This window comes from Streptomyces sp. NPDC057137 (assembly GCF_042670825.1).
Taxonomy (GTDB): domain Bacteria; phylum Actinomycetota; class Actinomycetes; order Streptomycetales; family Streptomycetaceae; genus Streptomyces.
In genome coordinates this window covers 117,746-140,599 of sequence record NZ_JBHUUW010000015.1, presented here as the reverse complement: position 1 = coordinate 140,599, position 22,854 = coordinate 117,746, and the positions used below count along the sequence as shown (strand labels likewise).

The 22,854-nt window shown below is 67.1% G+C and carries 20 protein-coding genes; 10 read left to right on the top strand and 10 right to left on the bottom strand.

From position 1 onward, the window contains the following. Positions 1-515: 515 nt before the first annotated feature. Entirely contained in the window at positions 516-833 is a 318-nt protein-coding gene (locus tag ACFT9I_RS15675) for a heavy-metal-associated domain-containing protein (RefSeq protein WP_382564488.1), read from the bottom strand. 143 nt (positions 834-976) lie between these two features. Beyond that, positions 977-1,708, bottom strand: coding sequence for a TetR/AcrR family transcriptional regulator (locus ACFT9I_RS15670; protein WP_382564487.1), 732 nt, complete (start codon positions 1,706-1,708; stop codon positions 977-979). Between the two features lie 153 nt (positions 1,709-1,861). Here ACFT9I_RS15670 and ACFT9I_RS15665 point away from each other — a divergent pair, with 153 nt between their 5' ends. Continuing rightward, the gene (locus tag ACFT9I_RS15665; protein WP_382564485.1) at positions 1,862-4,147 is read left to right on the top strand and encodes an MMPL family transporter; all 2,286 of its coding nucleotides are present in this window, start codon (positions 1,862-1,864) and stop codon (positions 4,145-4,147) included. A 102-nt stretch (positions 4,148-4,249) separates the two neighbouring features. On the opposite strand, the gene ACFT9I_RS15660 is transcribed toward ACFT9I_RS15665, so the two are convergent. Both ACFT9I_RS15660 and ACFT9I_RS15655 read right to left on the bottom strand, forming a co-directional pair. Then, positions 4,250-4,447: an AlpA family transcriptional regulator gene (locus ACFT9I_RS15660; protein WP_023541603.1), complete on the bottom strand. Its 198-nt coding sequence runs from the start codon at positions 4,445-4,447 to the stop codon at positions 4,250-4,252. 254 nt (positions 4,448-4,701) lie between these two features. Further along, complete coding sequence (locus ACFT9I_RS15655; protein ID WP_382564484.1) at positions 4,702-5,613, bottom strand: sugar phosphate isomerase/epimerase family protein; 912 nt, start codon at positions 5,611-5,613, stop codon at positions 4,702-4,704. 126 nt (positions 5,614-5,739) lie between these two features. Between ACFT9I_RS15655 and iolC the strand changes: the two genes are divergently transcribed. The 5 genes from iolC (at position 5,740) to mmsA (ending at position 12,214) form a co-directional block, all read left to right on the top strand. After that, a complete protein-coding gene (gene iolC, locus ACFT9I_RS15650) occupies positions 5,740-6,849 on the top strand; it encodes a 5-dehydro-2-deoxygluconokinase (protein ID WP_382564482.1) in 1,110 nt (369 codons plus the stop codon). After that, entirely contained in the window at positions 6,846-7,727 is an 882-nt protein-coding gene (locus tag ACFT9I_RS15645; RefSeq protein WP_382564480.1) for a deoxyribose-phosphate aldolase, read from the top strand. The genes iolC and ACFT9I_RS15645 overlap by 4 nt, the downstream gene beginning before the upstream one ends. 79 nt (positions 7,728-7,806) lie before the next feature. Continuing rightward, complete coding sequence (iolB, locus tag ACFT9I_RS15640; RefSeq protein WP_382564478.1) at positions 7,807-8,775, top strand: 5-deoxy-glucuronate isomerase; 969 nt, start codon at positions 7,807-7,809, stop codon at positions 8,773-8,775. Then, positions 8,772-10,658 carry a 3D-(3,5/4)-trihydroxycyclohexane-1,2-dione acylhydrolase (decyclizing) gene (iolD, locus tag ACFT9I_RS15635; protein ID WP_382564477.1) on the top strand — a complete coding sequence of 629 codons (1,887 nt, stop codon included), beginning with the start codon at positions 8,772-8,774 and terminating at the stop codon, positions 10,656-10,658. The genes iolB and iolD overlap by 4 nt, the downstream gene beginning before the upstream one ends. Positions 10,659-10,714: 56 nt before the next feature. Then, complete coding sequence (mmsA, locus tag ACFT9I_RS15630) at positions 10,715-12,214, top strand: CoA-acylating methylmalonate-semialdehyde dehydrogenase (RefSeq protein WP_382564475.1); 1,500 nt, start codon at positions 10,715-10,717, stop codon at positions 12,212-12,214. A 321-nt stretch (positions 12,215-12,535) separates the two neighbouring features. Here the strand turns inward: mmsA and ACFT9I_RS15625 are convergent, their stop codons facing one another. The 3 genes from ACFT9I_RS15625 to ACFT9I_RS15615 all read right to left on the bottom strand — a co-directional run bounded on the left by ACFT9I_RS15625 (position 12,536) and on the right by ACFT9I_RS15615 (position 15,705). After that, positions 12,536-13,099, bottom strand: a complete 564-nt coding sequence (locus ACFT9I_RS15625) for a DUF5677 domain-containing protein (protein WP_382564537.1) — start codon at positions 13,097-13,099, stop codon at positions 12,536-12,538. A gap of 410 nt (positions 13,100-13,509) precedes the next feature. Beyond that, positions 13,510-15,216, bottom strand: coding sequence for an AIPR family protein (locus ACFT9I_RS15620; RefSeq protein WP_382564473.1), 1,707 nt, complete (start codon positions 15,214-15,216; stop codon positions 13,510-13,512). A 207-nt stretch (positions 15,217-15,423) separates the two neighbouring features. Next, positions 15,424-15,705, bottom strand: coding sequence for a hypothetical protein (locus tag ACFT9I_RS15615; RefSeq protein WP_382564472.1), 282 nt, complete (start codon positions 15,703-15,705; stop codon positions 15,424-15,426). Positions 15,706-16,378: 673 nt separating this feature from the next. On the opposite strand from ACFT9I_RS15615, the gene ACFT9I_RS15610 reads away from it, so the two are divergent. Next, entirely contained in the window at positions 16,379-17,050 is a 672-nt protein-coding gene (locus ACFT9I_RS15610) for a hypothetical protein (RefSeq protein WP_382564470.1), read from the top strand. 783 nt (positions 17,051-17,833) lie between these two features. Here the strand turns inward: ACFT9I_RS15610 and ACFT9I_RS15605 are convergent. Then, on the bottom strand, positions 17,834-18,181 hold the full coding sequence (locus ACFT9I_RS15605) for an SAVMC3_10250 family protein (protein WP_382564467.1): 348 nt from the start codon (positions 18,179-18,181) through the stop codon (positions 17,834-17,836). 138 nt (positions 18,182-18,319) lie between these two features. Then, on the bottom strand, positions 18,320-19,000 hold the full coding sequence (locus ACFT9I_RS15600) for a hypothetical protein (protein WP_382564465.1): 681 nt from the start codon (positions 18,998-19,000) through the stop codon (positions 18,320-18,322). Between the two features lie 308 nt (positions 19,001-19,308). Between ACFT9I_RS15600 and ACFT9I_RS15595 the strand changes: the two genes are divergently transcribed. The 3 genes from ACFT9I_RS15595 (at position 19,309) to ACFT9I_RS15585 (ending at position 22,316) form a co-directional block, all read left to right on the top strand. After that, positions 19,309-19,869 carry a DUF4291 domain-containing protein gene (locus ACFT9I_RS15595; protein WP_382564464.1) on the top strand — a complete coding sequence of 187 codons (561 nt, stop codon included), beginning with the start codon at positions 19,309-19,311 and terminating at the stop codon, positions 19,867-19,869. Between the two features lie 29 nt (positions 19,870-19,898). Beyond that, complete coding sequence (locus ACFT9I_RS15590; protein WP_382564462.1) at positions 19,899-21,377, top strand: S1 RNA-binding domain-containing protein; 1,479 nt, start codon at positions 19,899-19,901, stop codon at positions 21,375-21,377. Positions 21,378-21,473: 96 nt separating this feature from the next. Further along, positions 21,474-22,316 carry a class I SAM-dependent methyltransferase gene (locus ACFT9I_RS15585; protein WP_382564535.1) on the top strand — a complete coding sequence of 281 codons (843 nt, stop codon included), beginning with the start codon at positions 21,474-21,476 and terminating at the stop codon, positions 22,314-22,316. A gap of 59 nt (positions 22,317-22,375) precedes the next feature. On the opposite strand, the gene ACFT9I_RS15580 is transcribed toward ACFT9I_RS15585, so the two are convergent. Beyond that, on the bottom strand, positions 22,376-22,792 hold the full coding sequence (locus ACFT9I_RS15580) for a GNAT family N-acetyltransferase (RefSeq protein WP_382564534.1): 417 nt from the start codon (positions 22,790-22,792) through the stop codon (positions 22,376-22,378). Positions 22,793-22,854 lie beyond the last annotated feature (62 nt).

The window sequence follows — 22,854 nt, the reverse complement described above, 5'->3', positions numbered from 1 at the left end:
AGCGCCCCGCTTCCCGATCCCCCCACGGGTCGGTATAGCGGGGCGCTTCCCATATCCCCGGTGCGGATTCCCCCCACGGGATCCGGGCCGGGCGTCTGCGGTTGCCGGCAGAAGCCAGTTTCACGCGGTCTGCCGGGGTACGTACGAACCAGGGGGGCCGCTCAAAGCTCCCCAGTTGCACGTCCCCCGGCCAACGCTTGCCTGAGACATCCCCCAAGACATCTCATGAACGTCCCCCAAGACGTTCTCGGCATCGCCTCTTAGACTCGCGAGCTGCCCGGATGGTTACCCCTAAATCTATGTGATCTAGATCTCTTTGTGAAGGTCCTGTGCCTCATGTGAAGGAGCGGGGCCGCAAATTGTTGGTTACTACGAAAACAGATGAAAATGCCGTCACTCTGGCCGCCGATTATGGGGCTGAGTAGGGCTGTTGTGGCTCAAGTGGCCGAAGTGACGGAAGGGCCGCACGCCGCCGGGGGGAAAACCCGGTCGCGTACGGCCCGTGATGAGGTCGATCAGGCCTGGCCGGTCAGCTCGTAACCCGCCTCGTCGACCGCCGCGCGCACGTCGCTCTCGTCGAGCGGTGCCTCGGAGACCACGGTCACCCGGCCGGTGGCGGCCTCGGATTTCACCGATGTGACGCCCTTCAGTGCGGAGATCTCGCCGGAGACCGCGCCTTCGCAGTGGCCGCAGGTCATCCCGGTGACCGCGTACACCGTTGTCACGGCGCCCGTCGCGGTCTCGTCCGCGCCGTCGTGGCAGGAGCCGGTCGGCGAGCAGCAGGAACCGGCGGCCTGGGCGGTCTCCGTCTCGATCTTCGTCTCTGCGGTCATGGCGTTCTCCTCCGGGGCGGGCGTGCGAAACAAGGGGTGCCAGGGGGCGGCGAAAAGCCGCGACGCCCTGACATGGCACAGACTATACCCCTAGGGGGTATGAATGCGAGTCGGGAATCGCGGCGTGTGGTCCTCGTGTGGAGTCAGGAGTCCGGTGTCGCCGTCTCCCGCTGCGGCCGGCAGTGGGGGGCCGCGTCGCCGACGAGGGGGGCCAGGTAGCGGAACATGGCGTTCTTCAGCTCCCCGATGTAGGCGTCCCGCTCCTCGCCCTCATGCGACAGGACCAGATCCAGACCGCCCTTGAACAGGACGAAGACGAACTCCGCCGTCCTGGTGCGCTCGGCCTGCGGGGTGTTGGGGAGATAGCTGCCCAGGATCTCCTCGACCCGGGTGAGCAGGGTGGAGTGCAGGACGTCGTGTTCCTCCGTCACCTGCCCCGGGATCTCGGAGCCGTGCATCAGGACGGCGAACGCCGGATTCTCGCAGTTGAACGTGATCAGCGGATCGAGGACGGCGTCCAGCATCTCGGGGAGCGGCAGATCCAGGTGGGCGGGTGTGAACGCCTGCCCGTACGTCGTGCGCCAGCGATTCAGGAGTACGTCGCCCAGCTCGACGGCGATGGCTTCCTTGTTCGGGAAGAACTGGTAGAGCGTGCCGGGTGAGACGCCGGCCTCCCGGGCGATGGAGTTGGTGCTCGCCGCCGTGTAGCCGCTCGCGCAGAAGACGCGGCCCGCGGCTTCGAGGAGCTGCGCGATACGGCGCTCGCCGCGGGCCTGGCGGCGGCGTGGCTTGCCCGTGTCGTCGGCGCCGCCGCCTTTGGCCGCACTGTCCTGGATGCCTCGCTCCACGGCTCCGCCTCTCCTCGCTTCAGGCACGTGAACTCCCAGGATCCCTCGATCGGTTGACTGCGGTTGACAAATGCGAGTCGTCGCTCGCATTCTTGATTTATGCGAGTGATCACTCGTGTTTGTCATTCTATGGCAGTCGCTGACCCATGCGCTGGGTCACGGTGAAGGGGACACCGCACTATGTCCGAAGTCAACAGGGGGTCGCGAATCGGCGGCTGGACCCGGTTCGTCACGGCGCGCCCACGGCTTTCGCTGCTGGTCGCCCTGGTGATCACGGCGTTGGCGGTCTTCGCGGGGAGCGGAGTCGGCGACCGGATGGGCAGCGGTGGCTGGGAGGACCCCGCCGCCTCGTCGACCTACGCGACGAAGGCGCTGGAGCGTGAGTTCCCGGCCTCCCAGCCCAATCTCCTGCTGCTCGTCGACGCGGGCGACAAAGGGGTGGACGACCCCGCCGTCGCCGCCGAGGCCAAGCGGCTCACCGACCGGCTGGCCGCCGAGGAGGGCGTCGTAGGCGTCGGGTCGTACTGGCAGACGCGGGCGCCCGCGCTGCGCGCCGAGGACGGGGGAGAGGCGCTGATCGCGGCCAGGATCGTGGGTGAGGAGAAGGAAGCGGGCCGGACCCTGGAGCGGATAGCGCCCGAATTCCGCGGCACGCAAGGACTGTTGGAGGTCTCGGTCGGCGGGCCGGTCGCCGTACGGCACGAGATGCAGGCCATCATCCAGGAGGACCTGCTGCGGGCCGAGCTGATCGCCCTGCCGGTCACGCTGGTCCTGCTCGTGATGGTCTTCGGCAGTGCGATCGCCGCCCTGCTGCCGCTGGGTATCGGCATCGTCGCCATCCTGGGGACCAACGCCGTACTGCGCGGGATCACCGAGATCACGGATGTCTCGGTCTTCGCGCAGAACCTCACCACGGCCCTGGGGCTCGGACTGGCCGTGGACTACGCGCTGTTCATCGTGCGCAGATTCCGGGAGGAGCTGGCCGAGGGCGCGGAGGTGCGGGACGCGGTGGGCGCCACGCTCCGCACCGCCGGTCGGACGGTGCTGTTCTCCGCGCTGACGGTGGCGGTGTCGCTCGCGGCGATGATGGTCTTCCCGCAGTACTTCCTGCGCTCGTTCGCCTACGCCGGGATAGCGGTGGTGCTGCTCGCCGCGGCCGCCGCGCTGATCCTGCTGCCGGCCGCGCTGATGCTGCTCGGTCACCGGGTCAACTCCCTCGACCTGCGACGGCTGTTCAGCAGGGGACGGAAGAAGTCCGCGCCCGGCGACGGGACGGCGACCGGATCCCGGCCGGCGGCGACTGCCGAGGCGGGCGGCGGCTGGGGACGTACGGCGGCGCTGGTGATGCGCAGGGCCCCGCTCTTCGCCGTCGCGACGGCCACGGGCCTGGTGCTTCTCGGACTGCCCTTCCTGGGCGTCAAGTTCGGCACGGCCGACGACCGGCAGCTGCCGTCGAGCGCCGAGGCCCGAGTGGTCCAGGAGGACATCAGGAGCGGCTTCCCGGGCAGCCCCGGCGGCGGGCTCGAAGTGCTGGGCGAAGGCGGAGCGACGGCCGCCGAGTACGCGGACTACCGCGACCGGGTGGCCGGGCTGCCGGATGTGCTGCGGGTCGACGGTCCGGTCGTCTCCGGCGACCACGCGTACTTCACCGTGCTGCCACGCGGCGAGTCGGTGGACCAGGGGACCCAGCAACTCGTCCGTGAACTCCGGTCCGAGCCCGCCGCCTTCGACACCTCGGTCACCGGCACGGCGGCCGTACTGGTCGATTCGAAGGACGCCATCGCGGACCGGCTGCCCCTGGCCGCGGGCATCATCGTCGTGGTGACGCTGCTGCTGGTCTTCCTGCTCACCGGCAGCGTCCTCATCCCCCTCCAGGCGGTCGCGCTCAACGCGCTCAGCCTCACGGCGATGTTCGGAGCGGTCGTCTGGGTCTTCCAGGACGGCCATCTCTCCGGGTTGCTCGGTTTCACCCCGACGGGGGACATAGAGACGACGCTTCCGGTGCTGATGTTCTGCGTCGCCTTCGGACTCTCCATGGACTACGGGGTGTTCCTGATATCCCGGATCAAGGAGGAGTACGACCGCAGCGGTGACCACGAGCGGTCCGTCATATTCGGGCTTCAGCGCACGGGAGGGCTGATCACGGCGGCGGCGGTGATCCTGGCGGTGGTCATGGTCGCCATCGGCACCTCACGGGTGACCAACACCATGATGCTCGGGCTCGGTATCGCGCTCGCGGTGGTCATGGACGCGATGGTGGTGCGCAGTCTGCTGGTCCCGGCGGTGATGAAGCTGACGGGCAGGGCCACCTGGTGGGCGCCGGGTCCGTTGCGCCGCTTCCACGACCGGTTCGGGGTCAGCGAGGGCGGGTCACGGCCGGCGGCCGGGACGGACGGCACCGACGGCGCCGACGGGCCCGACGGGGCTGTGTCCGGGGCGGGTGAGCGGGACAAGGTCGGGGTCTGAGCCCGAACCGGACCGAGGGCCCCGTACGTCCACCGCTGGTGGAATACGGGGCCCTCGGAGCCGGTCGTGCGCGGACCCGGCGCGGGGATCAGCTCCCGCCCCTCACTCTCTGCGGCCTCTGTTCCCCGGGCGCTTGGCCACCCAGGCGCGGACGGTGTCCGCGTACCAGTAGGGCTTGCCGTTCTCCACGTGGTCCGGCGGCGGAAGCAGACCGTGCTTGCGATACGAACGGACGGTGTCCGGCTGTACCCGGATGTGTGCGGCAATCTCCTTGTAGGACCAGAGACTTCTGTCCGTCATGCGTGGCACCTCCCTGCGTCCGCCGCAGCGGCGGCCGGGGGGCCGTCTGGAGGGCTGCGACTGAAACGCTGGTGATCACTGAGCCTGTGCCCGTTGAACGACTCAGAGTGACGGTGAGGGAGGGGCTGTCGCGTCACTGTGACGTAAAACCCGCGTAATGGAGATATGCGTGACGTTAAGCGGATGTCTGTGACAGAAGCGGCGCATTGGAGGTGAGTGTGTCGATGGCCCAACTGTTCGACAGGGATGCCGGGTTAGGCGCCGCACGAGCGGAGGAAGCGACGCGTCCGCTCGGCGATCGGATAGGGCTTGTCGGGCGGGCAGGGATACATGTCCTGCTCGACGATGGCGAAGAGATCGACGTCCAGTTTCTGGGCCGCCGTCAGTACCGGTCCCAGCGCGGGCACTCCGGTCGGCGGTTCGCACATCACGCCCCGTCCGACGGCCGGCCCGAACGGCACCCCGTCCGCGACGACGTCCGCGAGGATCTTCGGATCCACCTGCTTGAGATGCAGATAGCCGATGCGCTCCCCGTAGGTCTCGATCAGTTTGACGCTGTCGCCGCCGCAGTACGCGTAGTGCCCCGTGTCCAGACACAGTGACACCAGGGCGGGATCGGTGGCGTCGAGGAAACGGCTGACGTTCTCCTCGCTGTCGATGTGGGTGTCGGCGTGCGGGTGGACCACGATCCTCAGTCCGAAGCGGTCGAGCACCTCGCGGCCGAGCCGCTCCGTCTGAGCCGTCAGGTCGCGCCACTGCGCGGCGGTGAGTGTCCGGTCCTCCAGCACCTGGCCCGTCTTGTCGTCGCGCCAGAAGGACGGGATGACGACCAGATGGTCCGCGCCCATCTCCCTGGTGAGTGCCGCGATGTCGGCGACATGCGCCCAGGTCCTGTCCCAGACGGCAGGCCCATGGTGAAGTCCGGTGAACACGGTGCCGGCCGAGACCTTCAGGCCGCGCGCGGCCGTCTCGCCGGCGAGACGGGCCGGATCGGTCGGGAGGTAGCCGTACGGACCGAGCTCGATCCACTCGTATCCGGCCCGGGCCACTTCGTCGAGGAAACGCCGCCAGGGAACCTGCTGGGGATCGTCGGGAAACCACACGCCCCAGGAGTCGGGTGCCGACCCGACCCTGATGCGGTTCAGCGGCGGTACGGAGGAGGTCATACCGGTCAGCCTCGCGGCCGTCCGAGAAGAGTGTCAAGCCTTCGTCCGAATGTAAGGACAAAACGTTGACAGAGGTCGGGAGAGAGCATTAGACCTGGGGACGGCCGTCGAAACGAGGGGACGCGCATGCCTGAGCCGTACGACGTGATCACCATGGGGCGCATCGGCGTGGACCTCTATCCGCTGCGTACCGGAGTCCCGTTGGCGCAGGTCGACACCTTCGGGAAGTTCCTCGGCGGATCGGCGACGAATGTGGCCGTGGCCGCCGCCCGGCTCGGCCGCCGTACCGCGGTCATCACCCGCACCGGACGGGACGCGTTCGGGGACTATCTCCACCACGCCCTGCGGGAGTTCGAGGTGGACGACCGGTGGGTGACACCGGTCGACCGGTGGCCCACACCCGTGACGTTCTGCGAGATCTTCCCGCCCGACGACTTCCCGCTCTACTTCTACCGGCAGCCCAAGGCACCCGATCTGGAGATCCACCCGCACGAGTTGGACCTGGACGCCATCCGGTCGGCGCGGATCTTCTGGATGACCGGCACCGGCCTGTGCGAGGAGCCCAGCCGGGCCGCCACGCTGACCGCTCTGCGCACACGCGGCGAGGCACGGGCGCAGAGCCCCGAGGAGCGGCCGTCCGGGCGGCGGCCCGGAACCGCCATCACCGTCTTCGATCTCGACTGGCGCCCGATGTTCTGGAAGGCACCCACGGACGGCTCCGGTCCCGACGGCCCGGCCGGCCCCGACAGCCACAGCCCCGACGATCCGGGGGCGCTCATGGCAGCAGCCCGGCCCCTGTACACGCAGGCCCTGCGCCACGCCACCGTCGCCGTGGGAAACCTGGAGGAGTGCGAAGTCGCCGTCGGAGAGCGCGAACCGTACGCCGCCGCCCGCGCGCTCCTCGCCGCCGGACCCGAACTGGCCGTCGTCAAGCAGGGACCCAAAGGCGTCCTCGCCGTCCACCGTGACGGCACCGTCGCCGAAGTGCCGCCCGTCCCCGTCGAGGTCGTCAACGGCCTCGGCGCCGGGGACGCCTTCGGCGGCGCCCTCTGCCACGGACTGCTGGCCGGCTGGGACCTGAAGCGCGTCATGCGGTACGCCAACGCCGCCGGCGCCATCGTCGCCGCCCGGCTCGCCTGCTCCTCCGCCATGCCGTACGCCCGGGAAGTCGTGCAGGTCCTCGGCGGCGGCCCCGTCCCCACACCGGGAACGCTGCCACCGGAGGCCGCCCTGTGACCCGCGTCGACGCGTCGGAGCTCGTACGGATCCGTACGCACCACCCCGAGGCGATCGCCGAGGCCGCCGCCCGCCGAAGCCGCCGCCCCCTGCTGCGCCCCGGCGGACGGCTCATGATCGTCGCGGCCGACCATCCGGCCCGAGGCGCCCTCGCCGTCGGCAACCGCCGCCTGGCCATGGCCAACCGCGTCGACCTGCTGGAGCGGCTCTGCCTCGCGCTGTCCCGGCCCGGCGTGGACGGTGTCCTCGCCACCGCCGACATACTCGACGACCTGCTGCTCCTCGGCGCCCTGGAGGACCGTGTCGTCGTCGGCTCCATGAACCGAGGCGGCCTCGCCGGCGCCGCCTTCGAACTGGACGACCGCTTCACCGGCCACCGCGCCGAGGACATCGCCCGTCTCGGCTTCGACGCGGGCAAGTTGCTGCTTCGCGTCGACTACGAGGACGCGCGCTCGGCGGACACCCTCCTGTCGGCCGCCCGCGCCGTCGACGCCATGGCGGAGCGGCGGCTGCCCGTCTTCGTCGAGCCGTTCATCTGCCGCCGCAGGGACGGACGGCTCGGCAACGACCTGACGGCCGAGGCGGTGACCCGCTCCATCGCCATCGCCTCCGGCCTCGGCGGCACCTCGGCGTACACCTGGCTGAAACTGCCGGTCACCGAGAATCCGGACGACATGGCCCGGGTGATGGAGACGTCCACCCTGCCCGCCGTCCTGCTCGGCGGCGAGATCGGTGACGACCAGGAGGGCGCGTACGAGAAGTGGCGCAAGGCGCTGCGCCTGCCCACGGTGCAGGGCCTGGTGGTGGGGCGTTCGCTCCTCTACCCGGTGGACGGGAACGTCGCGGCGGCCGTCGACACCGCCGTGGGCCTGTTGTAGGGGCCCGGCCGGCCCGACCGCCGAAGCTGTAGGGGACACGGGGAGAGTAGGCAGACGTGCGGAGGGATACGGAACGACCATGACGACGGACACCGACACCGACACGGGCTCCGACGGTGAATTCCTGGAACGGCACGTGCGCGCGGGCAGCGCGGCGAGCGGACCGTACGCGCTCGACATCGAACCGCGGCGGGCCGGCTGGCTGCACAGCTCCCTGCGCGTCCTCGACCTGCCGCCCGGCGGTACACACACGCTGGACAGCGGGGACAGCGAGTGGATCGTGCTTCCGCTCAGCGGCGGTTGTACGGTGCACACGCAAGGCGAGATCTTTGAACTGCTGGGCAGAGAAAGCGTGTTCAGCTCCGTCACGGACTTCGCGTACGTTCCGCGTGACGCCCACGCCCAGATCGCCTCCGGTGCGGGAGGCCGCTTCGCCCTGGCAGGAGCGAAGTGCGAGCGAAGACTCCCCGCTCGCTACGGCTCCGCACCGGAGGTTCCGGTCGAACTGCGGGGCAGTGGCAACTGCTCCCGCCAGGTCAACAACTTCGCCGCCGCCGACACGTTCGACTGCGACCGGCTGATCGCCGTCGAAGTCCTCACGCCCGGCGGCAACTGGTCGTCGTACCCGCCGCACAAGCACGACGAGAACCACCCCGGCGTCGAGTCCGAGCTGGAGGAGATCTACTACTTCGAGATCGAGGACGGCGGCCTCGGCTACCACCGCGTCTCGCCCTCCAGGCCCGGCGGCACCGACGTCCTCGCCGAGGTCCGCACCGGCGACACCGTCCTCATCCCGGACGGCTGGCACGGCCCGTCCATCGCCGCCCCCGGCCGCGCCATGTACTACCTCAACGTGATGGCCGGACCGGGCGCGACCAGACAGTGGCTGATCCGCGACCACCCCGACCACGGCTGGATCCGCGACACCTGGCCCGGCCAGGCGGTCGATCCCCGACTGCCGATGTACGAAGCGCCCGGCCCGCGGCCGTCACCGGAGCCGCCGAGCCAACCTCCTTATGAGGACGAGGACAAGGAGACCCACCGATGAGTACGCGCCGCCTCACCGTGGCCCAGGCACTGATCGCCTTCCTGTCCCGCCAGTACACCGAACGCGACGGCAACCGCCGCCGGCTGATCGACGCCACCTGGGGCATCTTCGGCCACGGGAACGTGGCGGGCATCGGCCAGGCACTCGTCCAAGCCGGCCCGGAGATGCCGTACTTCCAGGGCCGCAGCGAACAGGCCATGGTCCACGCCGCCGTCGGTTACGCCCGGCAGAGCAACCGCCTCTCCGCCCACGCCGTGACCACCTCCATCGGCCCCGGCGCCACCAACCTCGTCACGGGCGCCGCCCTCGCCACCATCAACCGGCTGCCCGTGCTGCTCCTCCCCGGCGACATCTTTGCGACGCACCCCGCCGACCCCGTCCTTCAACAGCTCGAAGTGCCCCACGCGGGCGACGTCTCCGTCAACGACGCGCTCCGTCCCGTGTCGAAGTACTTCGACCGCGTCTCGCGTCCCGAGGCGCTCGTCCCGGCCGCGCTCGCCGCCATGCGGGTCCTCACCGACCCCGCCGAGACAGGCGCGGTGACCCTCGCGCTGCCCCAGGACGTCCAGGCGGAGGCGTACGACTGGCCGGAGGAGTTCTTCGCCGAGCGCGTCTGGCGGGTCCGCAGGCAGGGCCCCGATCCGTACGAACTCGCCGACGCCGCCGAGGCCGTCCGCGCGGCCCGCCGTCCACTGCTCGTCGCGGGCGGCGGCGTCCACCACAGCGCGGCCGAGGAAGCGCTGGCCGCCTTCGCGACGGCGACCGGTATCCCCGTCGCCTCCACCCAGGCCGGCAAGGGCTCCCTGCGCCACGACCACCCGGCGGACGTCGGCGGCATCGGCCACACCGGTACCGCCACCGCCGACGAACTGGCCCGCACCGCCGACCTGGTGATCGGCGTCGGCACCCGCTGGTCCGACTTCTCCACGGCATCGGCGACGCTCTTCTCGAACCCGTCCGTCCGCTTCCTCAACATCAACGTCACCGGCTTCGACGCCCACAAGCTCGCCGCCGCGCCCCTGGTCGCCGACGCCCGCACCGCCCTGGAGGAACTCACCACGGCCCTCACGGGCCACCGCGTCGACGCGGCGTACGCCACCGAGTACGCCGACGACAAGGAGCGCTGGGAGCACCGCGTCGACGCCGCGTTCGACACCTCCGAAGACCTCCTGCGGCCCACCCAGCCGCAGGTCCTCGGCCTCCTCGACGCGCTCGTGACCGACGAGGACATCGTCATCAACGCGGCCGGATCGCTCCCCGGCGACCTCCACAAGCTGTGGCGGTCCCGCTCCCGCGACCAGTACCACGTCGAGTACGGCTACTCGTGCATGGGTTACGAGATCCCGGCCGCCATCGGCGTGATGCTCGCCGACCCGGGGCGGCCCGTCTGGGCGCTGGTCGGCGACGGTACGTATCTCATGAACCCCACCGAGATCGTCACCGCCGTCCAGGAACGCCTCCCACTGAAGCTGGTGATTCTCCAGAACCACGGCTACGCGTCGATCGGCGGCCTCTCCGAGTCCGTCGGCGCGGAACGGTTCGGTACGGCGTACCGCTACCGGGAGGCCGACACGGTCGGCTCGCCGACGTACACCGGCGACCCGCTCCCCGTCGACCTCGCCGCCAACGCGGCCTCGCTGGGGATGCGTGTCATCCGCGCGAAAACCATCCGTGACCTGCGCGAAGCGCTTGCCGTCGCGCGTGACTCCGACGTCCCCACATGTGTCTACGCGGAGACCGAAACGGCAGACACAGTGTCGGGCGCGCCTCCCGCCCAGGCGTGGTGGGATGTTCCCGTGGCCGAGACGGCGACTCGCGCGTCCGCGGTCACGGCACGCAAGGAGTACGACCGGAAAGCCGCGACCCGCCGCCGCCACCTCTGACAGAGCCCCCGGGCGCCGCCCGCGCCGCAGGACTCGATGGACCCGAAGGAGACGTAATGAAGACCGTCAACCACTGGATCGGTGGCAAGACCGTCGAGGGCGCGTCGGGCAACTGGGGCCCGGTCACCGACCCGGCGACCGGCGCGGTCACCACACAGGTCGCGCTCGCCTCGGCGGAGGAGGTGGACGCGGCCGTCACGGCGGCGAAGGCCGCGTACGGCACCTGGGGCACTTCCTCCCTCTCCACGCGCACCGGCATCCTGTTCAGCTACCGCGCGCTGCTCGACGCGCACCGGGACGAGATCGCCGCGCTGATCACCGCCGAGCACGGCAAGGTCCACTCCGACGCCCTCGGGGAGGTCGCGCGGGGGCTGGAGATCGTCGAGCTGGCCTGCGGGATCACCACGCAGCTCAAGGGCGAGTTGTCGACGCAGGTCTCCCACCGGGTCGACGTCTCCTCGATCAGGCAGTCGCTGGGTGTCGTCGCCGGCATCACGCCCTTCAACTTCCCCGCGATGGTGCCGATGTGGATGTTCCCGCTGGCCATCGCCTGCGGCAACACCTTCGTACTGAAGCCGAGCGAGAAGGACCCCTCGGCGGCGAACCTGCTGGCCGAACTCGCCGCCGAGGCGGGGCTGCCGGACGGCGTGCTCAACGTCGTCCACGGCGACAAGGTGGCCGTCGACTCCCTCCTGGCCCACCCGGACGTCGCGGCGGTCTCCTTCGTCGGCTCGACGCCCATCGCCCGCTACATCCACGCGACCGCGTCCGCCAACGGCAAGCGCGTCCAGGCGCTCGGCGGCGCCAAGAACCACATGCTGGTCCTCCCGGACGCCGACCTGGACGCGGCGGCCGACGCGGCCGTCTCGGCGGCGTACGGGTCCGCCGGCGAGCGCTGCATGGCGATCTCGGCGGTCGTCGCGGTCGGCGCGATCGGCGACGAACTCGTACAGAAGATCCGCGAACGCGCCGAGAAGATCAAGATCGGCCCCGGCACCGACCCGGCCTCCGAGATGGGCCCGCTGATCACCGCCGCCCACCGCGACAAGGTCGCGTCGTACGTGACGGGCGCCGCCGCACAGGGCGCCGAAGTCGTCCTGGACGGCACCGGCCTGCGCGTCGACGGCTACGAGGACGGCCACTGGATCGGCCTGTCGCTCCTCGACCACGTCTCGACCGACTCCGACGCCTACCGCGACGAGATCTTCGGCCCGGTGCTGTGCGTGCTGCGCACGGAGACGTACGACGACGGCGTCGCCCTCATGAACGCCTCACCCTTCGGCAACGGCACGGCGATCTTCACCCGCGACGGCGGTGCGGCCCGCCGCTTCCAGCTGGAGATCGAGGCGGGCATGGTCGGCGTGAACGTGCCGATCCCGGTGCCGGTGGGCTACCACTCCTTCGGTGGCTGGAAGGACTCCCTCTTCGGCGACCACCACATCTACGGCAACGACGGCGTGCACTTCTACACGCGCGGCAAGGTCGTCACGACCCGCTGGCCCGACCCGGCGGACGCCCCGTCGGGCGTGGACCTGGGCTTCCCCCGCAACCACTGAGCACGACGGCCCACTCCGGACCGCGACGGCCCGCACGGTACCCCTATTCCGTGCGGGCCGCCGCAGCGTTCCGGCGGCACCGGCCGGTCTCAGTGCGGCGCGGTGACCGACCTGACGAGGATGAGGCTGCAGTCTCAAGCTAACTTCGAACGTTCATGAGTTCCCCGTCAGCAGACCGAAGGGGAATTCATGAACTGTTTCAAGGGCTGGTTCACCGGCGGCAGGAGAGGAGGCAAGCCGAGTTCCCTCGCGATCGAGCGAAAGAACTCGGCTTGCGTGGCTTCCCATTGATCATTTCGTCGAAGGCTCGACCTGCCCAAATCAAGCACATGGCGAGAGTGGCCTCCACCACGCCGGCAGCACCTTCCTTCGGCTGAGTGCGAAGACCAGGCGGCTCGGTCGTCCATTTGATGAACTCACTGGCGCTGGTTGAACTGGGGTGCGCATAGCCACAGAGGTAGCGGCACACGGAGTGCAACTCCCTCTTGGGGTCAATCTCATCGCACTGTGCTTGGAATCTCTGGAAGATCGCGCTCTCGTCGGTCTTCTCAATCGGCGCACCCTTGATCGAGTCAATGAGATCCTGCGGCACTTTAAATCCCCGCCGCATGTCCTCAGCGGCGACTCGGTTCGAGCGGCTTCCCTCGATGGACACCCCCGTGCGCCGGCGTCGCCCTTTTGCAAGAGCCAGTGCAGGCTGATGGTGGTCTCAAACATGGTTCGGAGCAGAATCAGCACCTCATGGCCATAACCGTGATTGACGAGATGTAGGGACGCCTCCGCAATACGGTGCACCTCATTGCACCAACCGTTCCCGATGAGGACGGACCGGTACTTGCGCTGTCTCGTCTCGATCGGTCCGGCCGCTCGATAGTCGGAGATCATCCTTCCGGTCGCCTCGCGGTACTGCTGCGGGGTGACGCTACTCATGTACCTTCCTGTCTTGAATGAGAAGGTAAGGCTACTTGAGTACGAACGAACTGGTTCACGAATTTTCAGGCACCTGATGTTGCGCTCGTTTGCAATTCAATGTGTGTGGGCGAGGAGTCGGCGCTTCCCTTACTCAGCAGAAGCGACATCGACCTTGGCCGGCCCTTGCTTCGCCCCTCAGCCCGGACCATGTGATTGAGGCCGCAGAAGAGGAGTGGGGTTGTTGCGTAAAGCCGCGAAGTACAGCAACCCGGGCGCCTGTCAATGATTCATTCAAGAACAAAAGGATTTTCCCACTACGAGTGGCGGGCACTCCAGCCCCGAAGTTCCACAGGCCGGAACAATCTTCATCCTCTCCTTACTTCCTATTTCCCGTCATGAGAGTCTTCCGGCCAGTCATCACGAACCTTCTGAACGATATCTCGGCATTTCGTGATGTTTTTAAAGAGGCTCGTTACATAGCTGCTTGGATACACGTCATCGACATGTTTCACGAGAGAGGAGACGGCTCTTTCCGTGAGTGCTGGCACTTTTCTCAGCTCCGACGACCAGTCGAATTCGGCGTCATCGATTCGCTGCAAGTCGAGTTCTCGGAAAACCAAGTGAAGTACGAGTCGATTACCCTGGAGGCAGACTGACCGCGGGCGTCCATCGAGTTTATTCTTCAGGTCTGACAATGTGAGGTCCACATGGCGCATGACCTCTACACATCTCCAAACACGATACGGCCCCACGGTTGGATTGAAGAGCGTACGGTATGGGGGCTTTTCTGTTGACTCCCAAAGACTTCCAACCTTACTCTTTGCAAGGACTGCCAAACTTAGTTCTCGGTTCGCGCATGCCAAGGCAACGGTGGCATCGACCACTGTGCAGCCATTCTCAGGGCTGGGTACAGGTTCACCACGTTTGATCGCATACGTCTTCTTCAGTGAAAGGACCAATTCGGTTCGCAAGCGATCCTGTTGCGGGTCCAAGGCGACGAAATCTCGTGTCTCTACGCTGTTTTGCGTATTTGTTGCCCTCGTGACTGCCGTCGCAAAGCCCTCCGGGCAGGCCTCTAGATTAATGAATCGAACCCACACCATTGCACCGTCTAAAGAACTCCCACTTCTCTGCCACGCCTTATGGATGCTGGCCACGGTTTGAGCGCCGTTCACCACGCTAACTCCGGTCAGTGAAAAATCGCCGAAAGTCCGCGTTGCCGCGCCACGTGGCGTCTTCTTGATGCTCTCGCAGAGCGCCGTCACCCCATTATTGAAGTACCAAAAATGTTGAGGAGAGCCCAGAATGGTATTCGCTAACGCCTCGTTCACGCTGGTGTTGCCAAGAGCCTTGCGGATGTTCTGCGAGAATAGGCGGTCGCCAAAATGTTCATACCATTCAGCAACATTCGAAGCCGTTACAACACCGTAGTATGCTTCATACGGCTCGCTTACGGTTCCCCAATTCTCTAATTGTGCGTGAAAATCAATACGGGAGCCACCCAGCCTCTCGGCGACAAATGAATGAAACTCGGCCAAACCCAGCATCTCTACTGAAACTAGCTGCTGAGTTTCATTCATCTCATCGCGCACGTCCTGAAAAACCGCAGTAGAGGGTTTCGCCAACTCTGTTCGACCGGTCGTGGCCACGACAAGGACGAATGTCACATCAACATCGTCTAGCGCTGCTGTGATCTCCGCCTCGCGAATTCTCAATCGCGGGGTGAAACGATCAAACTTCGTGTCGAGAAGGTCCTTGAATCCTGCAATGAAGTTCCTTGAATCGCCCAGTCCAAGACTGCCATCTCCTGAGCCGTCCCACTTGGACTGTACAAGAATTACCCTGTGCTGCGTAGCATCAATCGCAATGGCATCAATTCCATTGTCATGACTTCCATCCACAACGGTAGCAGCCGCTTGCTCCGATGAAAGTTCGATAAATCTCTGAACCGCGAGGGCCGCGAGGGACCTACTGAGAAACGCCTTCTCGCGGATAGAGGGGCTAGCCTTCTCGTAATCACTCATGTCGATGTGATCCGCGAAACCTGTGTGCAGTGCGTCCTTGATGTGCCTGACCCATAGTTTCTTCATGCCGCCCCCGCACTCCAAGATCAGCAGGCTCGTACCTGGAAGGAGCACCGTATCGATAGCACACGGTGATAGGGAAGAGTCAGAATGTAATCGCCTGTCGATGGTGGCGTACCCGACCTGAGCTACTACAAGGTAGGTGTACTCGCCTGCGCCCTCTCGGCTCGGACGCGCGCGTGCGGCTGGCACCTGGACCACACAGGGCCTTACTCATCCGGTTCTACGCAACCTTGCTGTTGCGACGCGGGCCGGCAGCGCGATCTCGCGAGTGGCTGACGGCGTTAACTCCAGACGCACTTGGCCCGAGCCATCGGCCCCGGTACTGGCGCGGAGTTGGGCGCCCGTCGTATCGATGCCTGCTGATGGCAGCACGTCGGTCAGTTCTGCCAGGGCTTGGGATGCGTCCCGCCAGCCGGCCAGGTAGTTCACGCCGCGAACCCACAGCACCGCGTCAGGGTCCAGGTCGTCCGCGTCGACCCCGGTGCTGTTCATGCCCGCAAGTCCCTCTCCCTGCAGCCTGGCTGACTCCCAGCTCGCCGTACGTCGGCCTACGGTCGCTCTCCTCGATCAAGTGCCAGTACGTCACCGGGTGACCATTGACGACCACCGGTTGCTCCAGATCATCCAGAACCTGCGTCGCCGGAAAGCCCTCACGGGCCAGCCAGCGGGACACGGCGACCTCACCTCGGGCGGATTCCAGATACTCGGTCGACCGAGCGATCCGGACCACCACCGGATGCGCCTCCAGGCGAAACAGAGCGTTCTCACCGAGGCGGAATAAGACGGGCCCCATCACCATCGAGCCCCGCCTGCCGGCACGCCTCAGCCGCCACCCGCGTAGCGACAGCCGAGGTGAAGCCTTTTCCCGGGCTCCGGTCAGCACCAGACAGCATGCCCCGACCAACTCCCTCAGATCCTGCCGACCTGCCATGCGGACCACCGGCAACAGTGGTCGGCAGCAGCCACCAGGGCGACCGTACCCACCGGCGGCGAAGACAGGCGAGACCACGGTGTGACGTGCAGCCGTACACGGGGAATCGGTCGCCTGGACGTCGCCATGTCCACCCGTCCTGATCACGCTGAACAAACGGACCACGAATACGACTTGACGCACCTCTGCGCTAACTCCGTTGGGCAACCCTTGCCAAGTCTGAATCATAGAGCTGTGACGAAGTGGACGAACGAATCAGCTCCGGTCGAACGGTCAGCTCTTGAGCCAGAGCTCTCCGCGTACCAAAAGGCATTGCGGGAACGGCTCCTCATGGCTCCTGTGGTGCCTGCCCCGGAACCCTGGCGGCCCGTCTTCGAGTACGAGTACGGCGTCCCTGTGGGTGGGCTCCTCGGGATCGGTTTCGCGTCTCATCCCGAGGACGGCCGCGATCTGGTGATGGTCGTCTCCGGCGGCGGTCACGGCCTCTTCGACGCTGTCACCGGGGAGAAGATTGCCAGGGACCGCGACCCGGACCCAGACGACAGCACTCCCGACGCGGTCGCCGATCTGTCGTGCCCCGGACTGGGGCCGATCAGCGGTACCCGCGTGCGCATCGCAGGGCTTTTCGGCGGAGGGTTCCACACGACCACCGAGGACAGTTGGACTTTGGAGGTCGTTACCCCGGCCTGGCCGAATGACCGTGTCCTGCTCTCCCGCGACGGCGGCCTGCCCCACTCCGGTCCCCACGGAGAACGGTGGTGGCACGTTTTTCACTCCCACTACTCGGAACTTCGAGCCTTCGGCTTCTCTCCCTCAGGTGAGACCATCGCCGTCGCGACGAGCAGTGATGTATCTCTGTGGACCCGCCGCCCCGAGCAAAACAACGGCAGCGTCGTCCAATGCTGACCAACCTGCGACGCGGGTCGTAACCACACGAGACAAAGGACCATGAAAGCGACGTGGCATGGAGATCATCACGCCGGCCTTCACGAACTCCCGCGCGTCGGCCCGTCCTGTGTTGCGACATGCCACTGACGCCTGAGACGCAGCCGCGCGGGATGCCGGAGGCGAGGGGCCGTTCCGGAGGTCGCCGGTCAGCGCCTCTGCTGCACCTCGATGCTCGACAATAGCTACGTCGAGCCGGGCTGCCCGCGAGAGGTCTCCCTCTGGTCTTGGGAGCCGACCGCGGGGCCGGACCGTACGTCGTCATCTCGCATCCGACGAACTCCACCACCCGACCGTGATCAACCACTACGACCTCGACGCCTCACCGCTTACATGCACGAACTCATCAGGCGCGCCGTGGCGGGGCGTAATGCCGGTTACGATCACGCGGCGGAAGGTCCGGTTTCCATTTCCAGATGGACTGACCGAAGCGGCGGCAGAGATCACGATGGAGACGCAACCTCGTGATCCAACGCAGTCCTTTGCTGGAAGCGTCATGCACATACAGCGGGGTGGCTACCACCAGGCGTGGGTTGAACTCATCGCCGGTGAAGCTAAGGTCCACACGTGCCAACCCTTGTACGCGAGCACGTTGGACAGGTGCATGATGCCGCGCGATCATGCGAAATACCCACCGGGCCACCTGCTTCGGTCGGTTGACTCGGGGTACTGCCAGCGCCTGCTCCGTCAACTCTTCTGGGATCTCTGTGTGGGCACATGCGTCAAGATCGTTGATCTTGAGGATCAGACTGTAGAGCCACTCAGTTCCAGAACCTCATGGGTCGTACCCCAGCCCATGTTGAGATCGAAGTAGATCCATTCACCGGTACTCAATCCAGGCGCGTAGAAGTGGGATGCATTGCGCTCGATCTCTCGCCGTACCTGACGCAGCCTGTGCAGCTCCTCATCAGTCGGGCTTCGCGAAGCTGGAGAGCCAAGCTCCACTGATGCGACCTGAAGATCGACTCCCACGTTCATTGTTGGCACACGTCTTGGCGGGCGCTCCGGGAAGAACGCCTCCAGCCGCCGACGAGAAAAGTAGATCATGTTGTTGAGTCGCGTGCCTGCCCCTGCTTGAAGGTCGTCGACCATGATGCACGACCCTGCAAGTCGCATCTGGAAAGGACTACGACGCGACTTGACATGGATCTTCTCTCCACCAACTCGGAGGATCTGAAGGGCTGGTGAGTGAGGTTGGGGGGACGAGGTGGAGTCGTCTCCGGGAAGCGCTCAGCAATCCCAGCCATCGCTGCTGTCGACTCCTCCGTGCAGTCCCCACTCATCAAGGCCGGAGTAGATCAACGCAGTGCGGGCCCTGGGAAAGGAGAGAGACACTGCTTCCCCTGAGTAGACCGCCACCAATGAGTCAGTCCCCCGCCACCAAGCGTCAGCCAGCCCCATCACCTCTCGCACCGGCTCGTAGTCGTCCAACGCGATGCGATCGACGTCGTCACCGGTGACCTTGGTGATCTGCTTCGCCCACATGGATGCGTGGTGGGTCAGTGCGAGCGACTCCACCCATCCCTCGACGGACGCGTGGAGGGGCGTCCACCGCCCTGCATGGATGCCGAACTCCCCGCCCGGTCCGATCATGAATGAGAAGGGGACTGCGGTTCGCTGCATCCCTGCTTCGAACCACCAGCCCTCCGAGAATGACCCTTCGGGCGAGTCAGGATCAAGGAATTTGGGACCTCCGTCGTACTGCGATGCGGGCGGCAAGAGCAAGCCTCCCCATCGCTGTTGATACGCCGCCATTCGGTCGATTACTGCCGCCGGGATGTGCCGCTCAAGCCACCACTGCCTGTACTCCTCGACCGGTCGGATGTCGACTTTGATGCCGTGCGCGCTGACGAAGGACTGGGCTCTGCGAGTCAGCCCCTCGGGCACATCGTTGATGAGGTGAAGTTTCACCACAGAGAAGTTACTTGGCAGCAGTGCCGAGAGGCCGGCGGAGGAGGGCGCAGGCGCTCAGTTGTACGACCCTCAGTCGTAGTTGGTTGAGCTGTCCAGGGCGTTCCACCACAACTACTCGAGCGGGGGCGACGGGGCTGCGTTCCACGCAGTGTTCCCGGCGGGTGTGAGTCCGACGGGGATGCTGGCCAGACATGTCGAGGGGTTGGCCCACCACTCCAGGTGGGCCAGTACCGCGGCAGAGGTGATCATCGGGTTCCGCTCGTTGTCGCCCGGACGTAGCCTGGCCGAACGCTACAACGAGGCGTATGCCGTTAGCCACGCTGGATCACTTCGTCGGCCGACTCCCCTGGTGCGCACCAAGTAGTTGCCCCTCAGTGGGTGGAAAGGACTATGAGCGCGACTTGACGTGGATCAAGCCATCCTTCCTCTGGATGATGTATCGCTGCGGCTGGGGCCTGAAAGAGGGGCAGGAGACGGTTCTGGCCGTCGAGATCAGCCGTGCGGGCTTCGAGTGGGCGCTGCGGCACGCCTGTCTGTCGCACTACGACGCGGACGTGCACCCCGATCGGGCCTCGTGGCGGCGGGAGTTGAAGCGGAGTCCCGCGCGGGTCCAGTGGGATCCGGAGCGTGATGTGCGGCTGGAGGCGCTGCCGTACCGGTCGTTGCAGCTCGGGCTGGCGGGGGAGGCGGCGCGGCGGTACGCCGATGAGTGGATCGTCTCCGTCAGGGACGTCACGCCGTTGGCGCGTCGGGTGCATGGGCTCGTACGGGACGGTGAACTGGCCGTCGCGGAAGGGCTGCTGCCCGTCGAGACGCCCTATCCGGCCGAGGCCGGCGGGGAGTTGCTGGGGCACCTGTGTCCGTGAGCCGCCTCCGCCCCGAAGGGGTTCCCTTCGTGTACCGCGTGACCAAGTACGACCCCGCCGACCGCGACGAGCGAGGCCGGTACACCGGGACGGAAGACGTGGTCAGCGATCACGGGCCCGTCGAGGCGGCCTACTTGGAGGCGGTGTCCGCGTTCGCCGAGGAGACCGGCGTGCGGTCGCTGTCCGTTCGTGAGCCTCAGATCGGGCCCGGCTTCACGCACTTCGGGCCGGAGCCGCCGGTCGACGGAGACGGGCTGGCGGGACTCTTCCCGCGCGACCTGACCGGTTTCCACGATGGGGCGGAGGTGTCTGTTCCGCTCGCCCTGGAGCTGGTGCGGGTCATGCTCAGGGGTGACGGCGCGTGGTGCCGGCTGGAGGCCGAGGGGGCGTTCGCCGTGCATGTCGGGTGGGACCTGTACGTCTACGTGGGCAGCGAAGTGCCCTGCGAGGCGGCCGTGGCCCGTACCCGCGAACTGGGGCTGTTCGCGGAGCGGGTGGACGTCTCGCCGTACGACGTGGACCACGGCGCGGACTACGACGAGCCCGGGGAGCAGCGGCCCGCCGACGACCTCTTCTGGGAGCGGCTGTCCTGGTGCGTGGCGACGCGGTGGGCCGGGCTGCTGGAGGAGAATCACGTCGACAACGGCACCCGCTGGCACCAGCTCGGCGACGGCTCCACGATCGACGCGGTGCGCGCCCGGCTCGCCCCGCGCGCCCAACTGAGCGTCTGGCCGGGCCTCTCCACCGACATCGATGCCGTCCTCGCCGCCCTTCCGGAGGAAGGGCTGGTCGAACTCGTGTGGGAGGACGACGAGGGCCGGGTCGCCGGCGTTGTCGCCGACGAGAGCCGGTTCGCGGAACTCGCCGGGCTCGTCGCCGGCGCCCGCGCCGCGACCGTCCTGCCGATGTATGCCGACGAACGCCGTCCGCTGTTCACCGCCGTGCTGCCCGACAGCGACGGTGTCCTGCGCGCTCGCTGGCGGACCGAGCCGACGCGGAGCGACCACGACTGGACCTTTCTCAAGACGTTGCGCCGGGGGCAGGTCGTCACCGGCACCGTCAGCGTGATCGCCGACTTCGGTGTCACCTTCGTGGACATCGGCGGGTTCACCGCGATGATCAACATTCCCGAGGTGTCCTGGCGGCACATCGACTTCGCCTCCGACGTCCTCACCGTCGGGCAGGAGGTCACCGCCCGGATCCTGGACGTCGACCGGGTCCGCGAACGGGTGTCGCTGTCGCTCAAGGCACTTCAGGAGGATCCGCTGCCGGCGCTCGCCGACCGCGTGGGCGAGGTCGTCACCGGTCCGGTCACGCGGATCGAACCCTTCGGCGCCTTCGTCCGTGTCGAGGAACGGGATCACGGGTTCGAAGGAGTCCTGCCCGCATCCGAGTTGGCCCCGGACGCCGCCCGCGTCGGTGACCCGCTCACGGTGCGGATCGCCGAGGTCGACCCCACGTCACGCCGGATCCTGCTGGCTCGTGAACGTACCCGGGCGACCGACTGAGTGCCCCGCGACCCCGTCGCGAAACAGGCGCGCCGGACGCGTCGAGTTCTCGCCATGCTATGGGCGCAAGGCGGGAGGAGCGGCAGTATGGAAGGCATGACGGACATGGTGAATTCAGCCCAGGCCGAGGCGTGGAACGGCTACGAGGGCAGGCACTGGGCGGAACACCAGGATCGGTACGACCATCTGAACGACGCCGCCAATGCCCCGCTGCTCGAGGCGGCGGGCATAAAGGAGGGTGACCGGCTTCTCGACATCGGGTGTGGGAACGGACGGGTCACCCGGCTCGCCGCGCGTCGTGGGGCTCGGGCCGTCGGGATCGATCTGTCGGCCCCGATGCTGGCGCGGGCCCGGGAGTCCGCCGTGGCGGAGGAGGTCGAGAACGTCACGTTCGTACAGGGCGACGCACAGGTGCACGACTTCGAGGAAGGGGCCTTCGACATCGCCGTGAGCCGCTTCGGGGTGATGTTCTTCGCCGATCCCGCCGCCGCGTTCCGCAACATCGGACGGGCGTTACGGCCCGGCGGGCGACTCGCCTTCGTCTGCCCGCAGTCGTTCAGCCTCATGGACCAGGCGGTGATCTTCGCGGCGATCGGCACCCAGGTCACGCTCCCCGCCCTCAACGAGGACAGCAAGCACCAGCCCGCCTCCTTCGCGGACCCCGCACACACCGAGCGCGTGCTGAGCGAGGCGGGCTTCAAAGGAATCGGTCTGCGTGCCCTGGCGCTGGCCCAGCACTGGGGCAAGGACGCCTCCGACGCCTCCGCCTTCCTGATGGGATGGGGTCCCCTCCAACACTGGCTGGCCCTGGCCGACGCCGACGAGCGGACCCGTACACGCGCGCACGACGCGGCCACCGAAGCCTTCCACGCCTTTGAGACCCGGCAGGGCGTACGGCTGACCAGCCGCCTGTGGCTCGTCACCGCCGAACGCCCCTGAACAGGGGCACTCCGTACGGTCCAGGAGTCCGGTCCATGAGCCCGGTCCAGGCGTCCCGTCTAGGCGTTCGGGAACTCCCAGGTCCGCATGGCGAAGCGGCCCTCGTCACGCGCCCCGGCCGCACGGTACGTCGCCAGTGCCGGTTCGTTGTCGGTGTCCACGCCCACCCACATGTCGTAGCAGCCGCGCTCACGCGCGATCCCCGCGAGGGCCTCGGTCAGGGCCCGCCCGATGCCCCGCCGACGGTACGGCTCGTCCACGGACAGCTCGTACAGACACATCTCGACGCCTTTGTCCGGATGCAGCATCTCGATGCCGGAGACAAATCCGGCCGGGACGCCTTCGGCATAGGCGATCAGCAGCAGATGACCCGGCGCGGTGAGAAAGCGCTCCGCCCACTCCGGCCGGGCCGGTTTGTCGTACAGATGCTGGGCGGCGACGAGTTCGCCGACCGTCGTCGCTCGGCGGATCTCCATGCCGGTCATGTCGCTCGTCTCTCCTCGCGCGCCTTTGCCGGGGGCCCGTCGCCGTACCACGG

Coding starts and splice junctions, on each gene's coding strand:
- ACFT9I_RS15625 (WP_382564537.1), bottom strand. CDS start 13,099: ATGATCTCCGACTATCGAGCGGCCGGACCGATCGAGACGAGACAGCGC.
- ACFT9I_RS15665 (WP_382564485.1), top strand. CDS start 1,862: ATGTCCGAAGTCAACAGGGGGTCGCGAATCGGCGGCTGGACCCGGTTC.
- mmsA (WP_382564475.1), top strand. CDS start 10,715: ATGAAGACCGTCAACCACTGGATCGGTGGCAAGACCGTCGAGGGCGCG.
- iolC (WP_382564482.1), top strand. CDS start 5,740: ATGCCTGAGCCGTACGACGTGATCACCATGGGGCGCATCGGCGTGGAC.
- ACFT9I_RS15605 (WP_382564467.1), bottom strand. CDS start 18,181: ATGGTCGACGACCTTCAAGCAGGGGCAGGCACGCGACTCAACAACATG.
- ACFT9I_RS15655 (WP_382564484.1), bottom strand. CDS start 5,613: ATGACCTCCTCCGTACCGCCGCTGAACCGCATCAGGGTCGGGTCGGCA.
- ACFT9I_RS15615 (WP_382564472.1), bottom strand. CDS start 15,705: ATGAACAGCACCGGGGTCGACGCGGACGACCTGGACCCTGACGCGGTG.
- ACFT9I_RS15660 (WP_023541603.1), bottom strand. CDS start 4,447: ATGACGGACAGAAGTCTCTGGTCCTACAAGGAGATTGCCGCACACATC.
- ACFT9I_RS15620 (WP_382564473.1), bottom strand. CDS start 15,216: ATGAAGAAACTATGGGTCAGGCACATCAAGGACGCACTGCACACAGGT.
- ACFT9I_RS15675 (WP_382564488.1), bottom strand. CDS start 833: ATGACCGCAGAGACGAAGATCGAGACGGAGACCGCCCAGGCCGCCGGT.
- ACFT9I_RS15585 (WP_382564535.1), top strand. CDS start 21,474: ATGACGGACATGGTGAATTCAGCCCAGGCCGAGGCGTGGAACGGCTAC.
- iolD (WP_382564477.1), top strand. CDS start 8,772: ATGAGTACGCGCCGCCTCACCGTGGCCCAGGCACTGATCGCCTTCCTG.
- iolB (WP_382564478.1), top strand. CDS start 7,807: ATGACGACGGACACCGACACCGACACGGGCTCCGACGGTGAATTCCTG.
- ACFT9I_RS15595 (WP_382564464.1), top strand. CDS start 19,309: ATGCCGTTAGCCACGCTGGATCACTTCGTCGGCCGACTCCCCTGGTGC.
- ACFT9I_RS15580 (WP_382564534.1), bottom strand. CDS start 22,792: ATGGAGATCCGCCGAGCGACGACGGTCGGCGAACTCGTCGCCGCCCAG.